Source organism: Romboutsia sp. (assembly GCF_056995035.1).
On the sequence record NZ_JBXKIW010000086.1, the window covers coordinates 1 to 19295 of the forward strand.

The following is a 19295-nucleotide window of genomic DNA, read 5'->3' on the forward strand; positions in this document are numbered from 1 at the left end:
ATACTTTAGTGTTTAGTATTTCTACTTCTTTACCTTTATCTAAATTTATTTTCGAAATTAAAACCTTATATAATTTTTCTAGGTCTAAACTACACTGATTCTGTAATTTTTCTATATCTTGTTTTAAAACACTTAGATCTTCACTATTACATATATTTTTCTTCTTTACCTTTTCAATATGATTGAATGTATACGAATATAATTCTTTTGTTTTTCGTTTCAAGTCAAATTGTATTTCATTATATACAGATATTTCTTTATATAATTCTCGTTTATAATTGTGTAATTCATTTATTATATTGTCTTTCATAATAAGCAAATTTTTATATTTAGAATCTATTTGCTTTTCTTCAGATACTTTCATGAAATTTTCTTCTATACTTTTATAAAGAATATTTATACTACTTTTGTACATTAAATCATTATTATTATTTAATATACCTTCTATAGCTTCTTTTGCTGATATATATACTATATCAGTAAATTTATCTTTATATATTTCATTAGCTTTTCTTCTTACTTTTACTATGTTATCTTTACTTATAATATCCATCTTATTTACAACAGCTATTATGTTCTTTTTATTATTATGTAAGCTATCCATTTTGTTCATTTCTTCTATCAATTTATTATTTTCTTTTGATACTATATTTTGAGCATCTATTAACCATATAACCCCATCTGCTTTTATATAATACTCTTTCATACGATCTAAGGTATTTTTAAGTAACGTTTGATTAAGTCCTGGTGTATCTACTATTATAAAGTCTCTTAAGATATCTCCCTTTTTTAAGTAATACTTTATTTGTACTATATCTGATTTATATAAGTACTTATTTTCTTGTTGATTTTTATATTCTTTAAGTTCATTTATAGTAGCTCTATTCATCTTTTTATAACTAGATACAATCTTAGATACTTTTCTTTTTGACTGTTTAAATTTTTCTTCTTCTTTTTTTAAAAATTTATTTCCATCCTGTAAACTTTTTATTATTTTAGTATTATCCTTATAGGTTATTTCCATTTTTTCACTATTTGATTTTGTAAATAAATCTAATTTCCATGTGTTTGGTATATCATTACTTTTTAATATGTTTTGTTTTAGTAATGTATTTATTAAAGTTGATTTTCCATAATTACCAGATCCCATTATAAATAATAAAAATGGCTCTTCAAGTTCTTTTATACTTTCTATGTTTTCATGCATTCTATTTTCTATATATCTTAAAGCTTTGTTAGACTTAGTTTCATTTGTATAATCAATATCTTGTTTAAGTAAATTTATCATATTATTTAGTTCATTCATTATATTCATCATTTTTTCTAACTCTTCATGTCTACTAGCATACATACTATCATTCCTTTATATTGCACATAAGCTTATTAATTTGAATTTCACTTTATTTATTTTTTTCATATATTAAACTATAACTCTTTATATTATATGAACAGTTTGTATTTTCAAGACCTGAAGTATATAAAAAGGTAATAAAATCAAATGGAAAATATATACTTCCCTAAGACAATATAAATTATTTGAATTAAATTTATAATATTTACTATAAATAGGTTTAAATGTTATATTACATTAATTTATTATATATTTAGTTGTAGTATAATTTCTTAGAATTAAAAAAATTATGTTTATTTAGATGTTTTCTTATATGTTTTGTGCTATCATTTATTTAAAGAGAATCCTAAGGAAAACCTTTCTACGAGATATCTGTAAATTGTATTTATCTACAGATATGAGGAACTATAGTTTTATTTACCATAAAAATAAGCAGGAGGAAATTCCCCCTACTTATAATCTATTAATAGAAATGTTTTAATTGTTTTAGTCTACTTGGATGTCTTAATTTTCTTATTGCTTTAGCTTCGATTTGTCTTATTCTTTCTCTAGTTACACCGAATACTTTACCTATTTCCTCTAAAGTTTTAGGCGTATCATCCTCAAGGCCAAATCTCATTCTAAGCACCCTTTGTTCTTGTTCGCTAAGGCCTATTAGTAATTCTTCTATTTTATCTCTTAAGTTATTTTGCTCAACTTCGTGCATTACTACGTCAGCAAAGTTTGGGTCTGATGGTATGAATTCTACCAAACTACTATCTTCATCTTCTTTTATAGGTGTATCTAAAGATACTACATTTTTATCTCTTTTTAATATATCTATAACTTTTTGAACATCAAGTTCACAAATTTCTGCAAGTTCATCTAAGCTAGGATCTCTTTGAAGAATATTTGCAAGTTCTTGTTTTTTTCTTTTTACAAAGTTTATTCTTTGATGCAGATGTACTGGTATTCTAATTGTATTTTCACAATCATCTATATATCTTGTGATACTTTGTTTTATCCACCAAGTTGCATATGTACTAAACTTAAATCCCTTTCTATAGTCGTATTTCTCTACAGCCTTTATAAGTCCAATATTCCCTGCTTGAATTAAATCAAGCATATCAACGCTTTCTTTTCTATATTTTTTAGCAATACTTACAACCAATCTATAGTTCGCATTTATAAATTGTTCCTTGGCTTGTGGTGAAGAGTTAATTATTGCTTTTGCTAACTCTACTTCCTCCGCCGCAGATAACATTTTGTATTCTTCTATTTCTTTTAAGTACATTTTCATCGCATTTGATGTATTTGATGTATCCCCATAAATATAATTCTCATAAGCGTGTTCCTTTTTAGCCCCCATAATATAACTCCTTCTATCCATATAATTTGTTAATTGAAGTGGTCAAGTACTTGTAGCTTCATCTATTTTTATAATATGATTATTATTATAAAAAAATTCCATTCAATCTAACTTAAATGTCAATAAATTTATTTATCTAATATTCTACTTCTCATATCAAATTTCCTTCTTTTTTTTATATTTTTTTTATTTTAAATAAGTTTAAAGCTTTATTGTATTACAAATCGTGAAAAATATTATTTATTTTAAATTATAAATTTTTATTTTTACAGTAAATTTATACAAAAAAAGAAAAAAAGACCGCAAATTTGCAGTCTTTTTTCCTCGAACGACGTTATAAACACCCCTATTAATAAATCCTTAGCGTTTGCCCCAACACTTACGGTTTTATAGAGAATTTTTAACCCTTTAATAATAACATCATTAAAAAATATAGTCAAGTTCGTATATTTATGTATTTTTTATTAGTGTTTGCATCCACAGTCATCTCCACAACCGCAGTCGTTTCCTTCACCGTGTCCACCACAACATTCATGACCATCTTCATGTTTATGATTGTGTTCTTCTTCTTTAGCTAAATCTTCCATCTTGAAGAATTCTTCTACCATTACTTCATATGTTGGAAGTGATGCTTCTGTATCATATTCTTCTCCAGTCCAATCAGCATACATCATAGCATCTCCATTAGTTAATACTAATCTTCCTGCCATAGTTATATTATCTACATCTTCTAAGAAGTCTATTTGCTTTTGCACAACTTCCCCTTCTAATGCTATATCTTCATCCATACAATGTACTATCATAACTGGTGCATAGTAGTCTTCTTTATCTTTTACGTTAACAACTATATCTAACATTCCTTCTGCACCTTCTTCAAATTCAGATAATGCAACATCCGTGTCTATCATATCTTGTGGAACTAATAAGTCCTCCATTAAGTACTTTATAACTCTTTCTTTTACTAATTGCTTTGACATAGTAATTCTCCTCTCAGTTTGCAGCTATTGGTTGTCCAAACTTTTCCTTATTTATAGTATACTACATTTATAGTTTTTTCAATCTATAACAATAAAATAATTATAAATATAACTTATTTATACCCAATATTTTTTTAAAAAAACTATTTTTCACATTTTTTAATACTATATTTTACACTTATTTTATCCTACAAGCATATCTAAAATCCATATACAATATATTTATAATGGTTTATTTTTTAGTTTTATATAAGCAAACTCTAAAAATATTTTTCAGTATAAAATATTGATTAATACACTAAAATCAGGTTTATGGCATAATTTTCTGTATTTTGTTACCAACTTGTAATTCCCTTCCCCTTAAAAATAGTTTATAGTATACTATATCGGGGATATATTATGGTTTAATTTTTAAAGTTGAAAGGAATGAAAATTTATGAATAAAAGATTTAAAAATTTAAAAAAGAAAGCTGTAGCAATAACACTTACTTTTGCACTTAGCTTATCAACTCTTTCAGTTGCATTTGCAGATAGTACAAAAGTTGTAACTCTTGGTGCAAATTTAAAACCAGAACAAAAAGAGCAGATGTTAAAATATTTTGGAGTTAACGAAAACGAAGCTGTAATTCTAGAAGTTAATAATGCAGATGAGAGAAAATATTTACAAGGAGTTGCTAATGAAGCTCAACTTGGAAAAGTAACTATTTCATGTTCTTACGTTGAACCAACTTCTAAAGGAAATGGTATAAACGTTAAAACTGCTAACTTAACTTGGGTTACAAGTTCTATGATAGCAACAACACTAATGACTGCAGGTATTGAGGATGCTAACGTTGTAGTCGCTGCACCATTTGCAGTTTCTGGTACTGGTGGTTTAACTGGTGTTATGAAGGCATTTGAAGATGCAACTGGTGAGGCTTTACCTGAGGATAAAAAAGAATTAGCAACTGAAGAATTAATTACTACTGGAGATTTAGGAGATGAAGTCGGTCAAGATAAAGCTACCGGATTAATTAACGATATTAAAACAGAGATTATAAAAGATGGTACTAAAGATCCTACTCAAATAGCAGAAACTATAAACAATATAACTAATAATTACAATATAACTTTAAGTGATGAACAGTTAAAGCAAATTGAAGGTCTAATGTTGAAAATAGCACAGCAAGATTATGACTACAATAAAATAAAAGATACTTTAGGAAATGTATCTACTAATATCGATAAGAATTTAAATGCTTTAGGTGAAAGTGTTAATAATTCTGGTATATCTGATAGTATAAAAGAATGGTTTGGTAATTTATTTGCAGGAGATAAAAATCTAGGCATATTAGAAAATACTAACGATAATTTACTTGGTGATAATGTTCAAATAAATGCTACTGACGATAAAGCTGTTAATTTACCATCAAGTGAAGAGGTTGAAGGATTCTTTGATAAAATTTTAAATTGGTGCACTGGATTATTTAACTCTGATTCAAGTGCAAATACTACTGAGTCTAATGAGATGGTCCCTGAGCAAGATGGAAATGTAACATCTGAAATACCACAAGCTCAATAAAGTTTATTCAGAAAAATTTAAAGAGCAATGCTATTTTTAATAGTCCTGCTCTTTTTGAATACTACTCAATAAATTAACTTAACAATATAAAATAGGAGTATATTTAACTTTATAAGCTAAATATACTCCTTATATTTTTTATGCTATCTCTACTTCTTGTGATTTATGTGATTTATGATCTTTTGTTGCTATATTGAATACTAAGTGAATTGCCATTCCAACTCCTATTGCTACTACCAAGTCAAATACTATTGTAAGTACAAAAGTTGTATAAAGTACTATTACATCTTTTTTAGGTAAATTTAACATTTCTTTCATTTCTTTCCATTCTCCCATATTATAAGAGACTATTATTAGTATAGCCGATAATACTGTCATTGGTATTAATTTTGCAAGTGGCATTAAAATTACCATTATAAGAAATAATACAACCGCATGTATCATACCTGATATCGGACTTCTTCCACCATTTCTAACATTTGCAGCAGTTCTTGCTATTGCTCCTGTTGCTGGTATTCCTCCAAATAATGCTGATACTATATTGCCAAGACCTTGTGCTACAAGTTCCATATTTGAATCATGCTTATCATCTATCATTTTATCTGCAACTACACATGATAATAATGATTCTATACATGCAAGTATTGCTATCGTAAACGCTGGTTGAATTAATGGAACTATCTTTTCTAAGGTTATTTGAGGTATATTTGGCATAGATATTTTTGAAGATATATCACTGTATACACTACCTATTGTGTCTATTGGAACATTAAATATATTAACAACTGATGTTGCTAAAACTAATGCTATTATCGATCCTGGTATACTTTTATTAATCTTAGGCCAATATATCATGACTAATATACATGCTACTCCTACTACAAAAGTCATCATATCAAATGTATACATATTGTGTATATAGCTTTCTGTTTTTTCTAAAGCTTCTGCTGGAACATTTTTGATTTTTAATCCTAGTAAATCTTTAAGTTGTGTTATAAGTAAAGTTATTGCTATACCACTTGTAAAACCTACTGTTATAGTTTTAGGTACATACTTTATTAAGTCCCCAAATCTTAAAATTCCTATTATAATAAGTATAAATCCTGCCATTATTGTTGATATTATAAGACCTTCCATACCATGATTTTGTACAATTCCATAAACTATTACAACAAATGCTCCTGTTGGTCCTCCTATTTGTACTTTACTTCCTCCTAAAAACGATATAATAAATCCTGCAAATATTGCTGTTATAATACCTTTTTCTGGTGATACGCCTGAAGATATAGCTAGTGCTATAGATAATGGTAATGCTATTATCGCAACTATGATACCTGCTACTATATCTTTTTTAATTTGATTACTACTTAAATCGTGATTTTTAAACATATTAAATAACTTAGGTGACATGTGTTTTCTCCTTTCAATTTTGCATCCTTATACATGATACTCCTAGTTTTAACTAAAGTCAAAAAAATCGCTAATTTATATTTAGCGACTAAAAATTCTTACTTATTAATTTACTTTTCCGATAGTGTTAAAAGGATACAGTCTTATCATAACTTTACCAATTGTATCATCTATGTCTATAGCTCCTAAATAATCTTGTCTACTATCTCCACTATTCGGTCTGTTGTCCCCCATAGCAAATATATGATTATCAGGAATTATCATATCTATGTCACCGTCAGTATAAACACCATCTAGGTATTCTTCTTCTAGAATTTCATCATTTATTATTACTTGGTTATCTCTTATAACTATATGTTCTCCTGGAAGACCTATAACTCTTTTTACTAAATCTTTCTTTTTACCACTCTCCTCATCAACTAAATCCGTTTTAAATACTATTATATCTCCTCTTTTAGGATCTTTATTTATGTATGATAATTTATTTATAAATAAATAATCTTTGTCTTTTAATGTAGGATACATTGATTCTCCACTTACTATAGTAGGTGCTACTACTGATGTTATTACTGCTGCAAGCACTAGTGCTAAAGCTATTGTTTTAATCCATTCCAAAATCTCTTTCTTTAATTTAGTACCCATAACTTTCTCCTTAAAATGTATATTTACTTTTATTTTACCATAAAAAAGCCTACCTCAAAAGAGGTATGCTTTAATTTATTTTCTTAACCGATACATGTTTGTTATCTTTTATATAAAATCTCCATAGATAATCTTTAGCTTCTTCGGCATAGTCTATATTTATTCGCTTGCTACTTTCTATTTCAATACTATCTTCACTATATATTTTTTTATCTTCATCATAGTAAAAATCACTTATATACAATTCATTTTCTAATATACTTTTGCTATTTAGGTTTTTATCTATATTTAAAGCCATACAAAGCTTTCCTGGACCATTTGTTATATTCTTTTTTTGATAACTACTTAGCTCTTTGTACTCTTTTTTAAATCTATTAAAAGAAATTTCTTCTACTCCTTTTATGGGCTCTACTGCTCTTATTAATACACATTCCGGTATTCCTTCAATATTTGCAGATATGTTTAAACAATGATACATTCCATATATCAGGTAAACATATATATGACCACCACTTAAGTATAGAGGTTTCGTTCTTTCTGTTTTCTTGTCTTTGTATACATGAGCACCTTTATCATTTATTCCCATATAACTTTCAGTTTCTACTATTTTAGTTATTATCGTTTTATCATCATAGTTTCTTATTAGGTATTTTCCTAGAATAATTTTAGCTAAATTTATGCCATCTTGATTGAAAAATTTTTTGTCCATTTTATACCCCACTTCAATTCTCTTTATTTATTTTATAACTTAGCTTACCCCATCTATATTAATCTTTATTCATTCAGCATCCTATCTTATACTTTACACTGTTTTTAAGCATAATAAAAGCCTACTTATATTTAAGAAGGTTTTTATTATTTTATGATAATTTCTTGTATTTAATTTTTTCATCTTTTTATTCTATTTATTATTAAGTACATCGATCTCTACTACAATAGCATTATCTCCTGATATATTAGTTGCTGTACTAAAACTATCTTATGTTATATGTAGTGCTATTATTTATTTAAACAACCTATTCCAAAAACACTTGGTCCTGAATGACAAGCAACACAAGCTCCTATTTGTAGTGTATATACATTTTTAGGAGATAATTCTTCTCTAACTTTTTCCATGAATTTGTCACGAAGTTCTAAATCGTCTCCATATACAACATATACATCTTTATCAGAGAAATCCTCTCCAATTTGTAATTTTAATTCTTCTATTAATTTAGGAATTATTTTTTTAGTTCCTCTTACTTGACTCTTTTGTTTAACTAGCCCATCTTCTATTTTTAAAATAGGCTTTATATTAAGTAATGATCCTATTGCAGCTTTTGTTCCTGATATTCTTCCACCTTTATGTAGGTAGTCTAGCGAGTCAACGGAGAAATGTACTTCTAATTTTCCTTTATATTCTTCTAATTTTTCTATTATATATTCTATATCATATCCTTGCTCCACCATTTTGGCGGCTTCATAAATTAACATACCTCCACCTATACATAAACTATATGTATCAAATACATAAACATCACCTTCAATATCATTTTTTGCCATCATAGATGATTGATATGTACCTGATGCAGCAGATGATCCTGCCAGGTATAATACTTTTTTACCTTCTTTTATATATTTTTCGAATTTTTCTTTATATGTTATATAAGTTATTTGTGCCGTAGATGGCATGTTTTCTGAATTTCTTAATAATTTATAAAATTCGTCTCCATCTATATCTACTCCTGATCTATATTCTTTTCCTTCAAATATTATTGTTGTAGGAAGAACCTCTATATCGTACTTATCAATTGCTTCTTGTGATATATCATTCATTGTATCGCAGATTATTTTAATATTGCTCATTTTTAAAACTCCCTTTTATAGCTTTGTAATATTTTCTATTTAAAACATGTAATGCCTATAAACCCTGGTCCTGAATGTGAACACATTGGAGGATTTATAGTTAATAAAATTATTTCCTTTGGGTTTAATTCTTGTTCTACTATTTCTCTATCTTCTAAGTTATCTCCGACAGCTATTGCTATAGTTCTATCTCTGAAATCTTGACTACATACTTCTTTTACTCTATTTATTATATTAGGTATTATTTTCTTATTTCCTCTTACTTGGTCTTCTTTATAAGTTTTTAGATGTATTTTGCATAAGCTCTTCAATTATATCATATTGAATATTGTAATACTATTTTTAGATTTACTATGCATAAAAAAAGATAACCTAATTTGGCTATCTTCTTATTAATAAATATATTTATTGTATATAATTTTTTTATTAATTTATCCTCTTTAAATTTTTCATGCTTAAATCCAATACCCTAAAAGAATGAGTCAACGCACCAACAGAAATATAATCTACTCCTATTTTTCCTATTTTCTTAATTTTTTCTAGAGACACGTTGCCAGAAAACTCAGTTATAGCTTTTTTATCTATAATTTTCACAGCTTCTAATGCTACTTCTAAATTCATATTATCAAGCATTATAATATCAGCTTTGGCTTCTAGTGCTTCTTTTACCATTTCTAGGTTTTCGGTTTCTACCTCAATTTTTCTAACAAAAGAAGTATTTTGTCTTGCAAGAGCCACAGCTTCTTTTATTCCACCACATGCACTTATATGATTATCCTTAAGCATTACACCATCTGATAAATTAAACCTGTGATTATTTCCTCCACCGACTTTTACAGCATATTTTTCTAATAGTCTCAAATTTGGTGTAGTTTTTCTAGTATCTAATAATTTCGTATTACTTCCTTCTAGTTCTTTTACAAATAAATTAGTTAAAGTCGCTATTCCACTCATTCTTTGTGTTAAATTAAGTGCTACTCTCTCACCTAATAGTATATTTCTAGTGCTTCCTTTTAGAAATGCTATTTTTTCATTCGGATATACTTTGTCTCCATCCTTTTTATATAAAAAGACTGCTACATTTCCTAGTATTTCAAACACTCTCTCAAAAACTTCAAGTCCTGCTATTATACCCTCTTCTTTAGATAGCAACTCTATTGTAGATTTACTACTTTCTTCTATTACACAATTTGTACTTATATCCTCATTTGGAATATCTTCTATTAAAGCATCCTTTATCATTTTATCTATAATCAAATAATTCATCATTAAACTCCCCACATTGTTCTTTTATCGATTTTATAACTATTTCTTTATTTTTCTTTATTAAAACTTCTACATCTTCTTTTATTTCATATACATCATTTACTTTAATGCCTATATCTTCTATACTATCGTTTATTACTTTCGCACTTCTCTTAGAAAAAACTAATCCTTCTAATAGAGAATTACTGGCTAATCTATTTGTACCATGTACCCCTGTACAACTAATTTCACCTACTGCATACAGGTTTTCCATAGAAGTTTTTGAATTTAAATCTACTTCTATTCCACCCATAAAGTAATGTTGTGCTGGTGAAACTTTTATATATTCCTTAGTAATATCTGTACCTCTTTTTAAACACTCTCTGTATATCGTTGGAAATCTATTGACTACATAATCTTCTCCCATAAAGGTTATATCTAAATTTACATAAGGTACTTTTGTTTTATCCATTTGCTCATATATGACTTTTGAAACTATATCTCTGGGTAATAGCTCCTCTACAAATCTATCTCCATTTATATCTAAAAGTCTACCTCCTTCACCTCTTACTGCCTCTGATATTAGAAATTTTTTTTCATTATCGTTTTCTTCATAAAAAGCTGTTGGATGTATTTGTATGTAATTTAAATCCTTTAATTTTATATTATGTTTTAAGGAAACTGCAATCCCATCTCCATTTAATATTCTTTGATTAGTAGAGTTTTTAAATACTCCACCTATACCTCCTGTCGCTAATACTACGACTTTAGCATATACGTTAATTTGCTTATTATCTTTTATAAGTATTGCACCATTACACTCATTCTCATTACTTATTAAATCTACAAAATATGTATCTTCATAAATAGTTATATTTTTTCTTTGTTTTACTTCGTTGATAAGTGCTTTTTCAACACTTTCTCCTGTATTATCTTTGGTGTGAACTATTCTATTGATGCTATGAGCGCCTTCTCTAGTGTAGGTTAATTCGTCATCACTTTTGTCAAAATCAACTCCTATTGCCAGTAGATCTTTTATGTTGTCTATCGATTCTTTTGCCAATACTTCTACTGCCTCTACGTTGTTTTTATATTGACCTGCTTTTAAGGTATCCTCTATAAATAAATCTATGTCCTCTTCATTTCGAGCTGTTGATATGCCTCCCTGAGCTAGGTATGTGTTAGTATCTTCTAGTTTAGATTTTGTTACTAATAATACATTTAAATCTTCTCTCAAGTTTAAACCACAATAAATCCCCGATACCCCTGACCCTACAATTAATACATCTATAATTTGATTCATTATTTTACTTAGCTAGACGGTGCATATTTTGTAGACAATTTAATGCCTTCTCTGCAACTGCTTTATCTACTACTACTTCATTTTTCATATTTAATAGGGTATCATATAGGTTTTGTAGTGTTGTTTTTTTCATATCTATGCAAGATATTTTACCACCTGGGATAAAGAAGTTCTTGTTAGGATTTCTTTTTCTTAGTTCATGTAATACGCCTTCTTCCGTTGCTATTATAAAGTCTTTAGTATCACTTTTTGTAGCATACTCTATTATTCCTGTTGTACTTCCTACATAATCTCCAAGCCCTCTTACTTCTTTTGTACACTCTGGATGCACTAGTACTTTTGCATCTTTATTTTGTTTTTTTAAGTTTAATATTTCTTCCTTCTTTATATTATGATGATACTTACAATACCCATCCCAAAGTATGAATTCTTTTTCTGGGAAAAACTCTGCTATGTATCCACCTAAATTTTGATCTGGTAAAAATAGTATTTGTTTGTTAGATATATTTTTTAATATATCTAAGGCACTTGATGATGTAACTGCTATATCACAATGAGATTTTACTGTTGCAGTTGAATTTATGTAACATACTGTATAAGCATCTGGATATTTATCTTTTAATTCGAGTATTCCTTCTTCAGTTGCCATATCTGCCATTGGACATCCTGCATCTAATACCGGCATTAATATTGTTTTTTCTGGAGATAAAATTTTAGCACTTTCTGCCATAAACTTTACTCCACATAATACTACAACCTCTTCCCTACTGTCTCTTGCTACTTCACTCAGGTAATAAGAGTCTCCTACAGCATCAGCTAATTCCTGTATATTTTCTGGTTGATAATAATGTGCTAGTATTATTGCATTTTTTTCCCTTTTTAATTTTTGTATTTTTTCAACTAAATCTCTACCCATAATTACACCACTTTCTCTATTCTATAAGTTTTTATTTACCAACTGTATATGCATCTGTAAAGACATTGTAGCATTATTTGTTTTATTCATCAATTAATAAGTGTATAATTTCATAAAAAAAAGCATCTTTTAGATGCTCTTTCTCATTAATTCGATTAAAATGATGGTATTATGCTTCCTTGGTATTCTTTTTCTATAAATTCTTTTACTTCTTTGCTAGTTAAAGCTTTTGATAATATTTTTATTTTTTCACTATCTTTATTGTCTTCTCTTACAGCCAGTATATTTGAATATGGAGAATCTTTCGATTCTATTACTATTGCATCTTTAGTTGGGTTTAACTTTGCACTTAATGCATAGTTAGTGTTTATTACTGCCCCTTCAACATCTTTAAGTACTGTTGGAAGTTGTTCTGCATTCATTTCTTTTATTTCTATATTCTTAGGATTTTCAATTATATCTTTTATACTTATAAGTTCTCCGTCTTTAATGCTTATCAAACCATTATCTGCTAGTAACTTAAGTGCTCTTGCTCCATTTGTAGGATCATTTGGTATCGCTATTGTTGAATTTTCTTTTATTTCATCTAACGACTTTACTTTATCTGAATATAATCCAATTGGCTCTAAATGTACTTTCTCTGTATACGTAAGTTTATATCCTTTTTCTTTTATTGTCTCTTCTAAATACGGTACATGTTGGAAATAATTCGCATCTAATGAACCTTCATCTAGCGCTGTATTTGGTAATATATAATCGTCAAATACTTTTATTTCTAATTCATATCCTTGTTCTTCTAACTGTGGTTTTATTACTTCTAATATCTCAGCGTGAGGACTTGATGATGCTCCTACTACTATTTTATTGTCGTCAGTTCCCTTACTACATCCTACTACTGATACTAATATTGCTGATGATAATGCTAAAGTTAATAATTTTTTAAATTTCATTTTTAATTCCCCCATTTATTTTTAATATTTTTATAAGCTTTTACTATTTATACATTCTCATTTAATTCAGTGTTTGTTTTAACTGAAATATCATTATTTGAAACACTTCCTTTATGGTTTTTAACTTTTAAATTTTCCCCATATTTTAGTCTATTGTATGCAAAATTTCCTAGCCCTTGTATTATTTGAACTAATATTATAAGAGTTATTACAGTATATATCATTACAGCTGTGTCAAATCTTTGATGCCCATAAGTAAGTGCTACGCTTCCAAGTCCTCCAGCACCTATTGCCCCTGCCATTGCAGTGTAACCTAGTATTGATATTACAGATAAAGTGACACCTGATACAATTGATGGCATAGCTTCTTTTATCATAACTTTAAATATAATTTGGCTCTTAGTAGCTCCAAATGATTTAGCAGCTTCTATTAAACCTTTATCAACTTCATTAAGTGCTCCTTCTATTATCCTTGCTATAAATGGTGCTGAACCAATTGTTATAGGAACTATTGTCGCTGTTTCTCCTATACTTGTTCCAACTATAATTCTTGTAAGTGGTATTAAAACGACTATAAGTATCATAAAAGGAAAACTTCTAATGGTATTTACTATAAAGCCTAATGATTTATTTATACTATTATTAGGTTTTAGCCCATCTTCCTTTGTAACTACTAATATTATTGCTAATACAAATCCTATTATTGTGGCTAATATTGCAGGTACTGTTATCATATATAATGTTTCTAATAATGCCTCTAGTAAAATTTTATTTACAAATTCACTTAAGCTAGTCATTTGCAATCTCCTCCCATCTTATATTTTTACTATTTAAGTAATTTTTAACTTTTCGATTATTTTCCTCATGTGTATTTATAATAAGAGAACCTAATATATCTTCTCTAAATTTTTCTAATCTACCAAATACTATTGAAAAATCTATATCTAACTCTCTCGCCATATTTGTTATTAGGGTGTTATTTGAAATTTCTTTTGGAAATAATATTTTTATATTGCTTCCACTAGGTAGAACTATATTTTCTTCTCCTATTAACTTTCTAAGTCCCTTTGTATTTTGTAAAAATATCTCTTCTGTATCACCAATTTCTAAAACTTCTCCATTTTCCATTATTGCAACTTTAGTACATATTTGCTTTATTACTTCCATCTGATGAGTTACCATTATTATAGTAATATTTAATTTTTTATTTATATCTTGAAGTAATGATAGTATTGATTTTGTAGTATTAGGATCTAGAGCTGATGTTGCTTCATCACAAAGAAGTACTTTCGGATTTAGAGCTAAGGCTCTCGCTATTGCTACCCTTTGTTTTTGACCACCACTTAAATTTCTTGGTTTATCATCTTTTTTATCAATTATTCCTACTAAATCTAATAGTTCTAAAACTCTTTTATTTATTTCTTCATTTGAATATTTGAAACATTCTAGCGGCAATGCTACATTTTCAAATACTGTTTTTCTCTCAAGTAATGAAAAATTTTGGAATATCATTCCTAAATCTTTTCTTAGTATTCTTAACTTTTTTTCATTTAAAGATTTTACTTCTTCTATTCCTACTAGGACGCTTCCTTCTTTATAATCTTCTAATCCATTTATACATCTAAGTAGTGTTGACTTTCCAGCACCACTATGACCTATTATTCCAAATATTTCGCCTTCTGCAATCTTAATATTTACATCTTTTAATACCTTCGTATTTCCATAATACTTACTCACATTTTTAATACTAATCATATAATCTTCCTCCCCCGTTACTTCCAATTTAAAACATAGTTAAATACTTATATCTTATTTTAAATACAATAAAAGCCTAAGTATAAACTTAGGCTTTATAAGCAATTTATACCCATCTTTCAGCTAATTAGCTGCAGGATTTAGCACCAATGTATATAAATATATACTGGTTGCCGGGTTTCATAGGGCCAGTCCCTCCACCTCTCTTGATAAGGAAGTATTTAATTTTTATTTTTTAACTTTTTTTATTTTCTATATTTTATATAGTATACATCACTGTAATATTTGTCAATCATTTTTCTTATTTTTTTAAATTTTCTTATTTATTCGTTTTATTAGGTGCTATATTTAACTTCTTATTCATATCTTCAAGCATTTTTGTAAAATCACTCTTAGTTTGATCTTTAACTGTTGTAGCTTCATTAACTATTTTTATAAATTCGGCTTGTGGCTTAGCCATTGCATCCTTTGGAATTGCATCTAATTTTTTTATATTGGCATCTATATCTGCTATTGTTTTTTCACCTTCTGCTATTAAATTATCATTCATTTTCTTTAAGTCAGGATCTTTTGTTTTTACATCATTTTTTAGTGAGTTAACAAAAGTTTGCATCTTATCTCTGCTATCTTTATATGCTGCTTTTACATTTTCTAGATGTTTTTCATTTCCTGGATATTTATTCGTCTTATAATATTCAGTTAAACTTTCTGGAGTTGAGTAAAGTTCATAATTTTTTAAAGTCGTACTGTAATTTCCATAATACTCTGAATACTGTTTTGCATAATTCTCATCTAAAGCAACCTTTTCTTGACCACTTTGAGCTGTTGTTGTTTTATTTGGTGCTGTTGTTTTTGGTACTACTTCTTTTTTAGTACACGCTGTTGCTCCCATTGCTATTGCTAAAGACATTCCTATTGTTAGTACTTTTTTAGATTTCATATTCTTGTTTTCCTCCTATTTTATCTTTTGAATTTTAGTTATATAAGTATATTAACTTATATTTATTAATCTTAACTATAATAGTATTTGTAAATTCAAAAATTTTATTATATTTTTTAGTTGATATCGATTATCATTACATGTATAATTTAATTATATTAATAATCATTATCAATAAGGAGAAATAATTATGAGCTGTTATTCTTGTAAAAATAAAATAAATTCATCATATATAAAATGGCTTCTAGAATTACTTGGTCCAGTACTTATGGGTTCTAAGCCTTCTGAAATACTTAATATCCCTAGATTTGATATTAACAAAGAAATTAAATTAAACGATATAAAAAATCATTTTAGCCTATGTTCTAAAGTTGAATTTATAGTTATAGATAAAAAAGAAAAAGGCTTAAAAATCTTATTTGTAAATAAAGAATCTTTAGCTACTCAACTTGACAATATAAAAATACAAAACTTCTTGAAATTTTTAGGATATCAAAATGTAGTGGATGTTAATTCTTGTTTAGACCATTTAATTGAAAAACTAGAAGGTCATAACTTCCCTGATGAAATAGGAATTTTTCTAGGTTATCCACTTAAAGATGTCGTTGGTTTTATGGGATATGGAAATTATAAATTTCACAATACAAAGTGTTGGAGAGTTTATGGTGATCCAAAACCATCCGAAGACTTATATTCAAAGTTCTTAAGTCATCGTCAAAAAATTAGAGATATGCTAAATTCTAAAAGTGCTAAGCTTATACTTACATCTCTCTAAAATATAAATTATATACAAAAAGTCTAGAGCTTTCACTCTAGACTTTCTGCATATCTGATTAACTTTTAATTTTATATTAATTACACTTACTATATCCACATTGTAGGCATATTCCACATCCACCTGTAGGTATTACTGATTCATTTTTACACTCTGGGCATACAAAATTTTCTACCTCATGGATAGTTGTAGATATCTCATCTTCTACATTTGTATTATTTTCTTCATATAAATTATCTTTTTTAGCTTTTTTAGGCTTTTCATTTAAAAGTATGCCATTTCTTTGGCATCCATCTCTATATATAGTTATTCCTTTTAATTGATTTTTCCAAGCTTGTACATATATATCATAGACTTCTTCCACTGTAACTTCATGAGGAAGATTTATTGTAGAAGATATTGATGCATCTATATTTTTTTGCCATGCTTTTTGCATTTGAATTCTTTCACTCGGTTTTAAATTCATTGCAGTTACAAATATATCTGGTAAATTTTCTTCATTTTCTATCTCATTTATATTCATATACTGAGAAACTATAGGCGTATATACTTTGTAATATACATCTTTGTCATGTAGTGTTTCTGTTTTTCTTGTATATGAGGTATTAAACATTGGCTCAATCCCTCCACTTATACCTAACATTGTTGATATTGAACCAGTTGGAGGTATCGTAAGTATTTGTGAATTTCTTAGACCATATTTTGCTACTATTTCCTTAACATCTTCATCTATATTATTTATAAAGAATTTTGAACTTAAAACAGCTTCTTTATTATATTTTTCATATGTTCCTAGTTCTTTGGCTAATAATGCTGATTGTTTTACTGCTTCATTAAGCATTATTTTTGATATTTTCTCGCATAAATTTATAGATTTTTCACTACCATATCTTATACTTAGCTTTATAAGCATATCCGCTATACCCATAACACCTAGCCCTATTTGTCTATATTTTGATACAGTTTCCCTTTGTAATTCTAGAGGATGTAAGCTAAGCCCTTCTTCTAATACTTCATTCAAACCTATAACACAGTCTGATACACATGACTTAAATTTTTCGATATCAAATATTGCGCTTTCCGTAAATGGCTCAACTATGAATTCTCCTAAATTTATAGAACCTAATAAACAACTTCCACCCTCTGGTAATGGTTCTTCAGCACAAGGATTTACTCCCGCATATTTGAAGTCTTTATCCTCACTTAATAAATGACTTTTTTCTATATTATCCCAAAATAATATTCCAGGTTCTGCAAAATCCCAGTTATTAGTTATAAACTTCATAAATAATTTGTAAGCGTCTACTTCTTTTATTATGACTTCATTAGTATCTTTTATTTCAAATTTACACTCATAAATTTCTTTATTTTCTACTGCATTCATAAATTCATCATTTATTCTAACTGATAGATTAGCTTTCGTTACCTTTTCTAAATCTGTTTTTATGTCTATGAATTCTTCGATGTCAGGATGATTTACATCCATAGATATCATAAGTGCTCCTCTTCTTCCTCTTTGTCCTATAAGTCCTGTAGTCATTGAGTAAAGATCCATAAATGACACTGCTCCAGTTGTGCTTTTAGCAGAATTATGTACTCTTGAACCTTTTGGTCTAAGATTTGATATATCAATTCCTACACCTCCACCATAACTAAATGTTTTTGCTAAATATTTTGCTGTATCAAATATAGATTCTAAATTATCCTCTGGTGGTTGTAGTACATAACAATTAGAGTAAGTTACTTTTATACCATCTTTAGGCAGCCCTCTATTAGCTAGTATTCTTCCTGCAAATAAGAATTTTCGTTCTCTTATTAATTTTTCTATCTTTTTATTTCCACCTGATATTCTTTCTAACCACTCATTAAAGTTTTCATGATTGTATTGATATTTGTTACTCCAAATAGATTTTTGTAACTCATCCATTTGCCATTTAGATTTTCTTAAATCTGATCTCTTTTCTCTATATAGAATGTATTTTTTAGCCACATCTTTTCTATTCGATTCCATTAATAATAGTTCTACCATATCTTGTATCTCTTCTACACTTATTTCTTTCTCAGAAGAATTAACTTTGTTCTCTATATTCAAAGCTATAGATTTAGCTAACTCTTCATCTATACTAAATTTACTATTTATTGTAGATTTATAAACCGCATTAAATATTTTATTTTTATCAAATATCTCTTTAGTTCCATCTCTTTTTATTATTTTCATGATTTTACACTCCAATTTTCTTTATTGTCTTTCATTTTCAATTTATACCCACATTTTCT

The 19295-nt window shown here is 27.7% G+C and carries 18 protein-coding genes and 1 riboswitch; of the genes, 2 read left to right on the top strand and 16 right to left on the bottom strand.

Annotation, left to right across the window (positions count from 1 at the left end):
- The 3 genes from AC11VW_RS13965 to AC11VW_RS13975 form a co-directional block, all read right to left on the bottom strand.
- Nucleotides 1-1351: dynamin family protein (locus AC11VW_RS13965; protein WP_484302041.1), on the bottom strand; the 1351-nt coding region annotated here is incomplete at its 3' end.
- A gap of 463 nt (nucleotides 1352-1814) precedes the next feature.
- Nucleotides 1815-2699, bottom strand: a complete 885-nt coding sequence (locus AC11VW_RS13970) for a sigma-70 family RNA polymerase sigma factor (RefSeq protein ID WP_484302042.1) — start codon at nucleotides 2697-2699, stop codon at nucleotides 1815-1817.
- A gap of 464 nt (nucleotides 2700-3163) precedes the next feature.
- Nucleotides 3164-3676 (bottom strand): hypothetical protein, encoded by a 513-nt coding sequence (locus tag AC11VW_RS13975; protein WP_484302043.1) that lies wholly within the window; start codon nucleotides 3674-3676, stop codon nucleotides 3164-3166.
- A gap of 436 nt (nucleotides 3677-4112) precedes the next feature.
- Between AC11VW_RS13975 and AC11VW_RS13980 the strand changes: the two genes are divergently transcribed.
- A complete protein-coding gene (locus AC11VW_RS13980; RefSeq protein ID WP_484302044.1) occupies nucleotides 4113-5237 on the top strand; it encodes a DUF1002 domain-containing protein in 1125 nt (374 codons plus the stop codon).
- Between the two features lie 138 nt (nucleotides 5238-5375).
- On the opposite strand, the gene AC11VW_RS13985 is transcribed toward AC11VW_RS13980, so the two are convergent.
- The 12 genes from AC11VW_RS13985 to AC11VW_RS14040 all read right to left on the bottom strand — a co-directional run bounded on the left by AC11VW_RS13985 (nucleotide 5376) and on the right by AC11VW_RS14040 (nucleotide 16243).
- Complete coding sequence (locus AC11VW_RS13985; RefSeq protein ID WP_484302045.1) at nucleotides 5376-6647, bottom strand: SulP family inorganic anion transporter; 1272 nt, start codon at nucleotides 6645-6647, stop codon at nucleotides 5376-5378.
- 105 nt (nucleotides 6648-6752) lie between these two features.
- Nucleotides 6753-7289 carry a signal peptidase I gene (lepB, locus tag AC11VW_RS13990; RefSeq protein ID WP_484302046.1) on the bottom strand — a complete coding sequence of 179 codons (537 nt, stop codon included), beginning with the start codon at nucleotides 7287-7289 and terminating at the stop codon, nucleotides 6753-6755.
- Nucleotides 7290-7359: 70 nt separating this feature from the next.
- Entirely contained in the window at nucleotides 7360-7998 is a 639-nt protein-coding gene (locus AC11VW_RS13995) for a DNA-3-methyladenine glycosylase (RefSeq protein WP_484302047.1), read from the bottom strand.
- A gap of 290 nt (nucleotides 7999-8288) precedes the next feature.
- A complete protein-coding gene (locus tag AC11VW_RS14000; RefSeq protein WP_484302048.1) occupies nucleotides 8289-9134 on the bottom strand; it encodes a DegV family protein in 846 nt (281 codons plus the stop codon).
- Nucleotides 9135-9169: 35 nt separating this feature from the next.
- Entirely contained in the window at nucleotides 9170-9445 is a 276-nt protein-coding gene (locus tag AC11VW_RS14005) for a hypothetical protein (RefSeq protein ID WP_484302049.1), read from the bottom strand.
- A 115-nt stretch (nucleotides 9446-9560) separates the two neighbouring features.
- On the bottom strand, nucleotides 9561-10400 hold the full coding sequence (gene nadC, locus AC11VW_RS14010) for a carboxylating nicotinate-nucleotide diphosphorylase (protein ID WP_484302050.1): 840 nt from the start codon (nucleotides 10398-10400) through the stop codon (nucleotides 9561-9563).
- The gene (locus AC11VW_RS14015) at nucleotides 10378-11682 is read right to left on the bottom strand and encodes an L-aspartate oxidase (protein ID WP_484302051.1); all 1305 of its coding nucleotides are present in this window, start codon (nucleotides 11680-11682) and stop codon (nucleotides 10378-10380) included. Before AC11VW_RS14015 ends, nadC begins: the two co-directional genes overlap by 23 nt.
- A gap of 4 nt (nucleotides 11683-11686) precedes the next feature.
- A complete protein-coding gene (gene nadA / locus AC11VW_RS14020) occupies nucleotides 11687-12598 on the bottom strand; it encodes a quinolinate synthase NadA (protein ID WP_484302052.1) in 912 nt (303 codons plus the stop codon).
- 155 nt (nucleotides 12599-12753) lie between these two features.
- The gene (locus AC11VW_RS14025; protein WP_484302053.1) at nucleotides 12754-13548 is read right to left on the bottom strand and encodes a MetQ/NlpA family ABC transporter substrate-binding protein; all 795 of its coding nucleotides are present in this window, start codon (nucleotides 13546-13548) and stop codon (nucleotides 12754-12756) included.
- Between the two features lie 47 nt (nucleotides 13549-13595).
- Nucleotides 13596-14345, bottom strand: coding sequence for a methionine ABC transporter permease (locus AC11VW_RS14030; protein ID WP_484302054.1), 750 nt, complete (start codon nucleotides 14343-14345; stop codon nucleotides 13596-13598).
- On the bottom strand, nucleotides 14338-15303 hold the full coding sequence (locus tag AC11VW_RS14035) for a methionine ABC transporter ATP-binding protein (protein WP_484302055.1): 966 nt from the start codon (nucleotides 15301-15303) through the stop codon (nucleotides 14338-14340). Before AC11VW_RS14035 ends, AC11VW_RS14030 begins: the two co-directional genes overlap by 8 nt.
- Nucleotides 15304-15412: 109 nt before the next feature.
- Nucleotides 15413-15519: riboswitch (SAM riboswitch) on the bottom strand.
- 103 nt (nucleotides 15520-15622) lie between these two features.
- A complete protein-coding gene (locus AC11VW_RS14040) occupies nucleotides 15623-16243 on the bottom strand; it encodes a hypothetical protein (protein WP_484302056.1) in 621 nt (206 codons plus the stop codon).
- A gap of 190 nt (nucleotides 16244-16433) precedes the next feature.
- On the opposite strand from AC11VW_RS14040, the gene AC11VW_RS14045 reads away from it, so the two are divergent.
- On the top strand, nucleotides 16434-17018 hold the full coding sequence (locus tag AC11VW_RS14045; protein ID WP_484302057.1) for a DUF3793 family protein: 585 nt from the start codon (nucleotides 16434-16436) through the stop codon (nucleotides 17016-17018).
- Nucleotides 17019-17094: 76 nt separating this feature from the next.
- On the opposite strand, the gene AC11VW_RS14050 is transcribed toward AC11VW_RS14045, so the two are convergent.
- Nucleotides 17095-19236, bottom strand: coding sequence for an adenosylcobalamin-dependent ribonucleoside-diphosphate reductase (locus AC11VW_RS14050; RefSeq protein WP_484302058.1), 2142 nt, complete (start codon nucleotides 19234-19236; stop codon nucleotides 17095-17097).
- Between the last annotated feature and the right edge of the window lie 59 nt (nucleotides 19237-19295).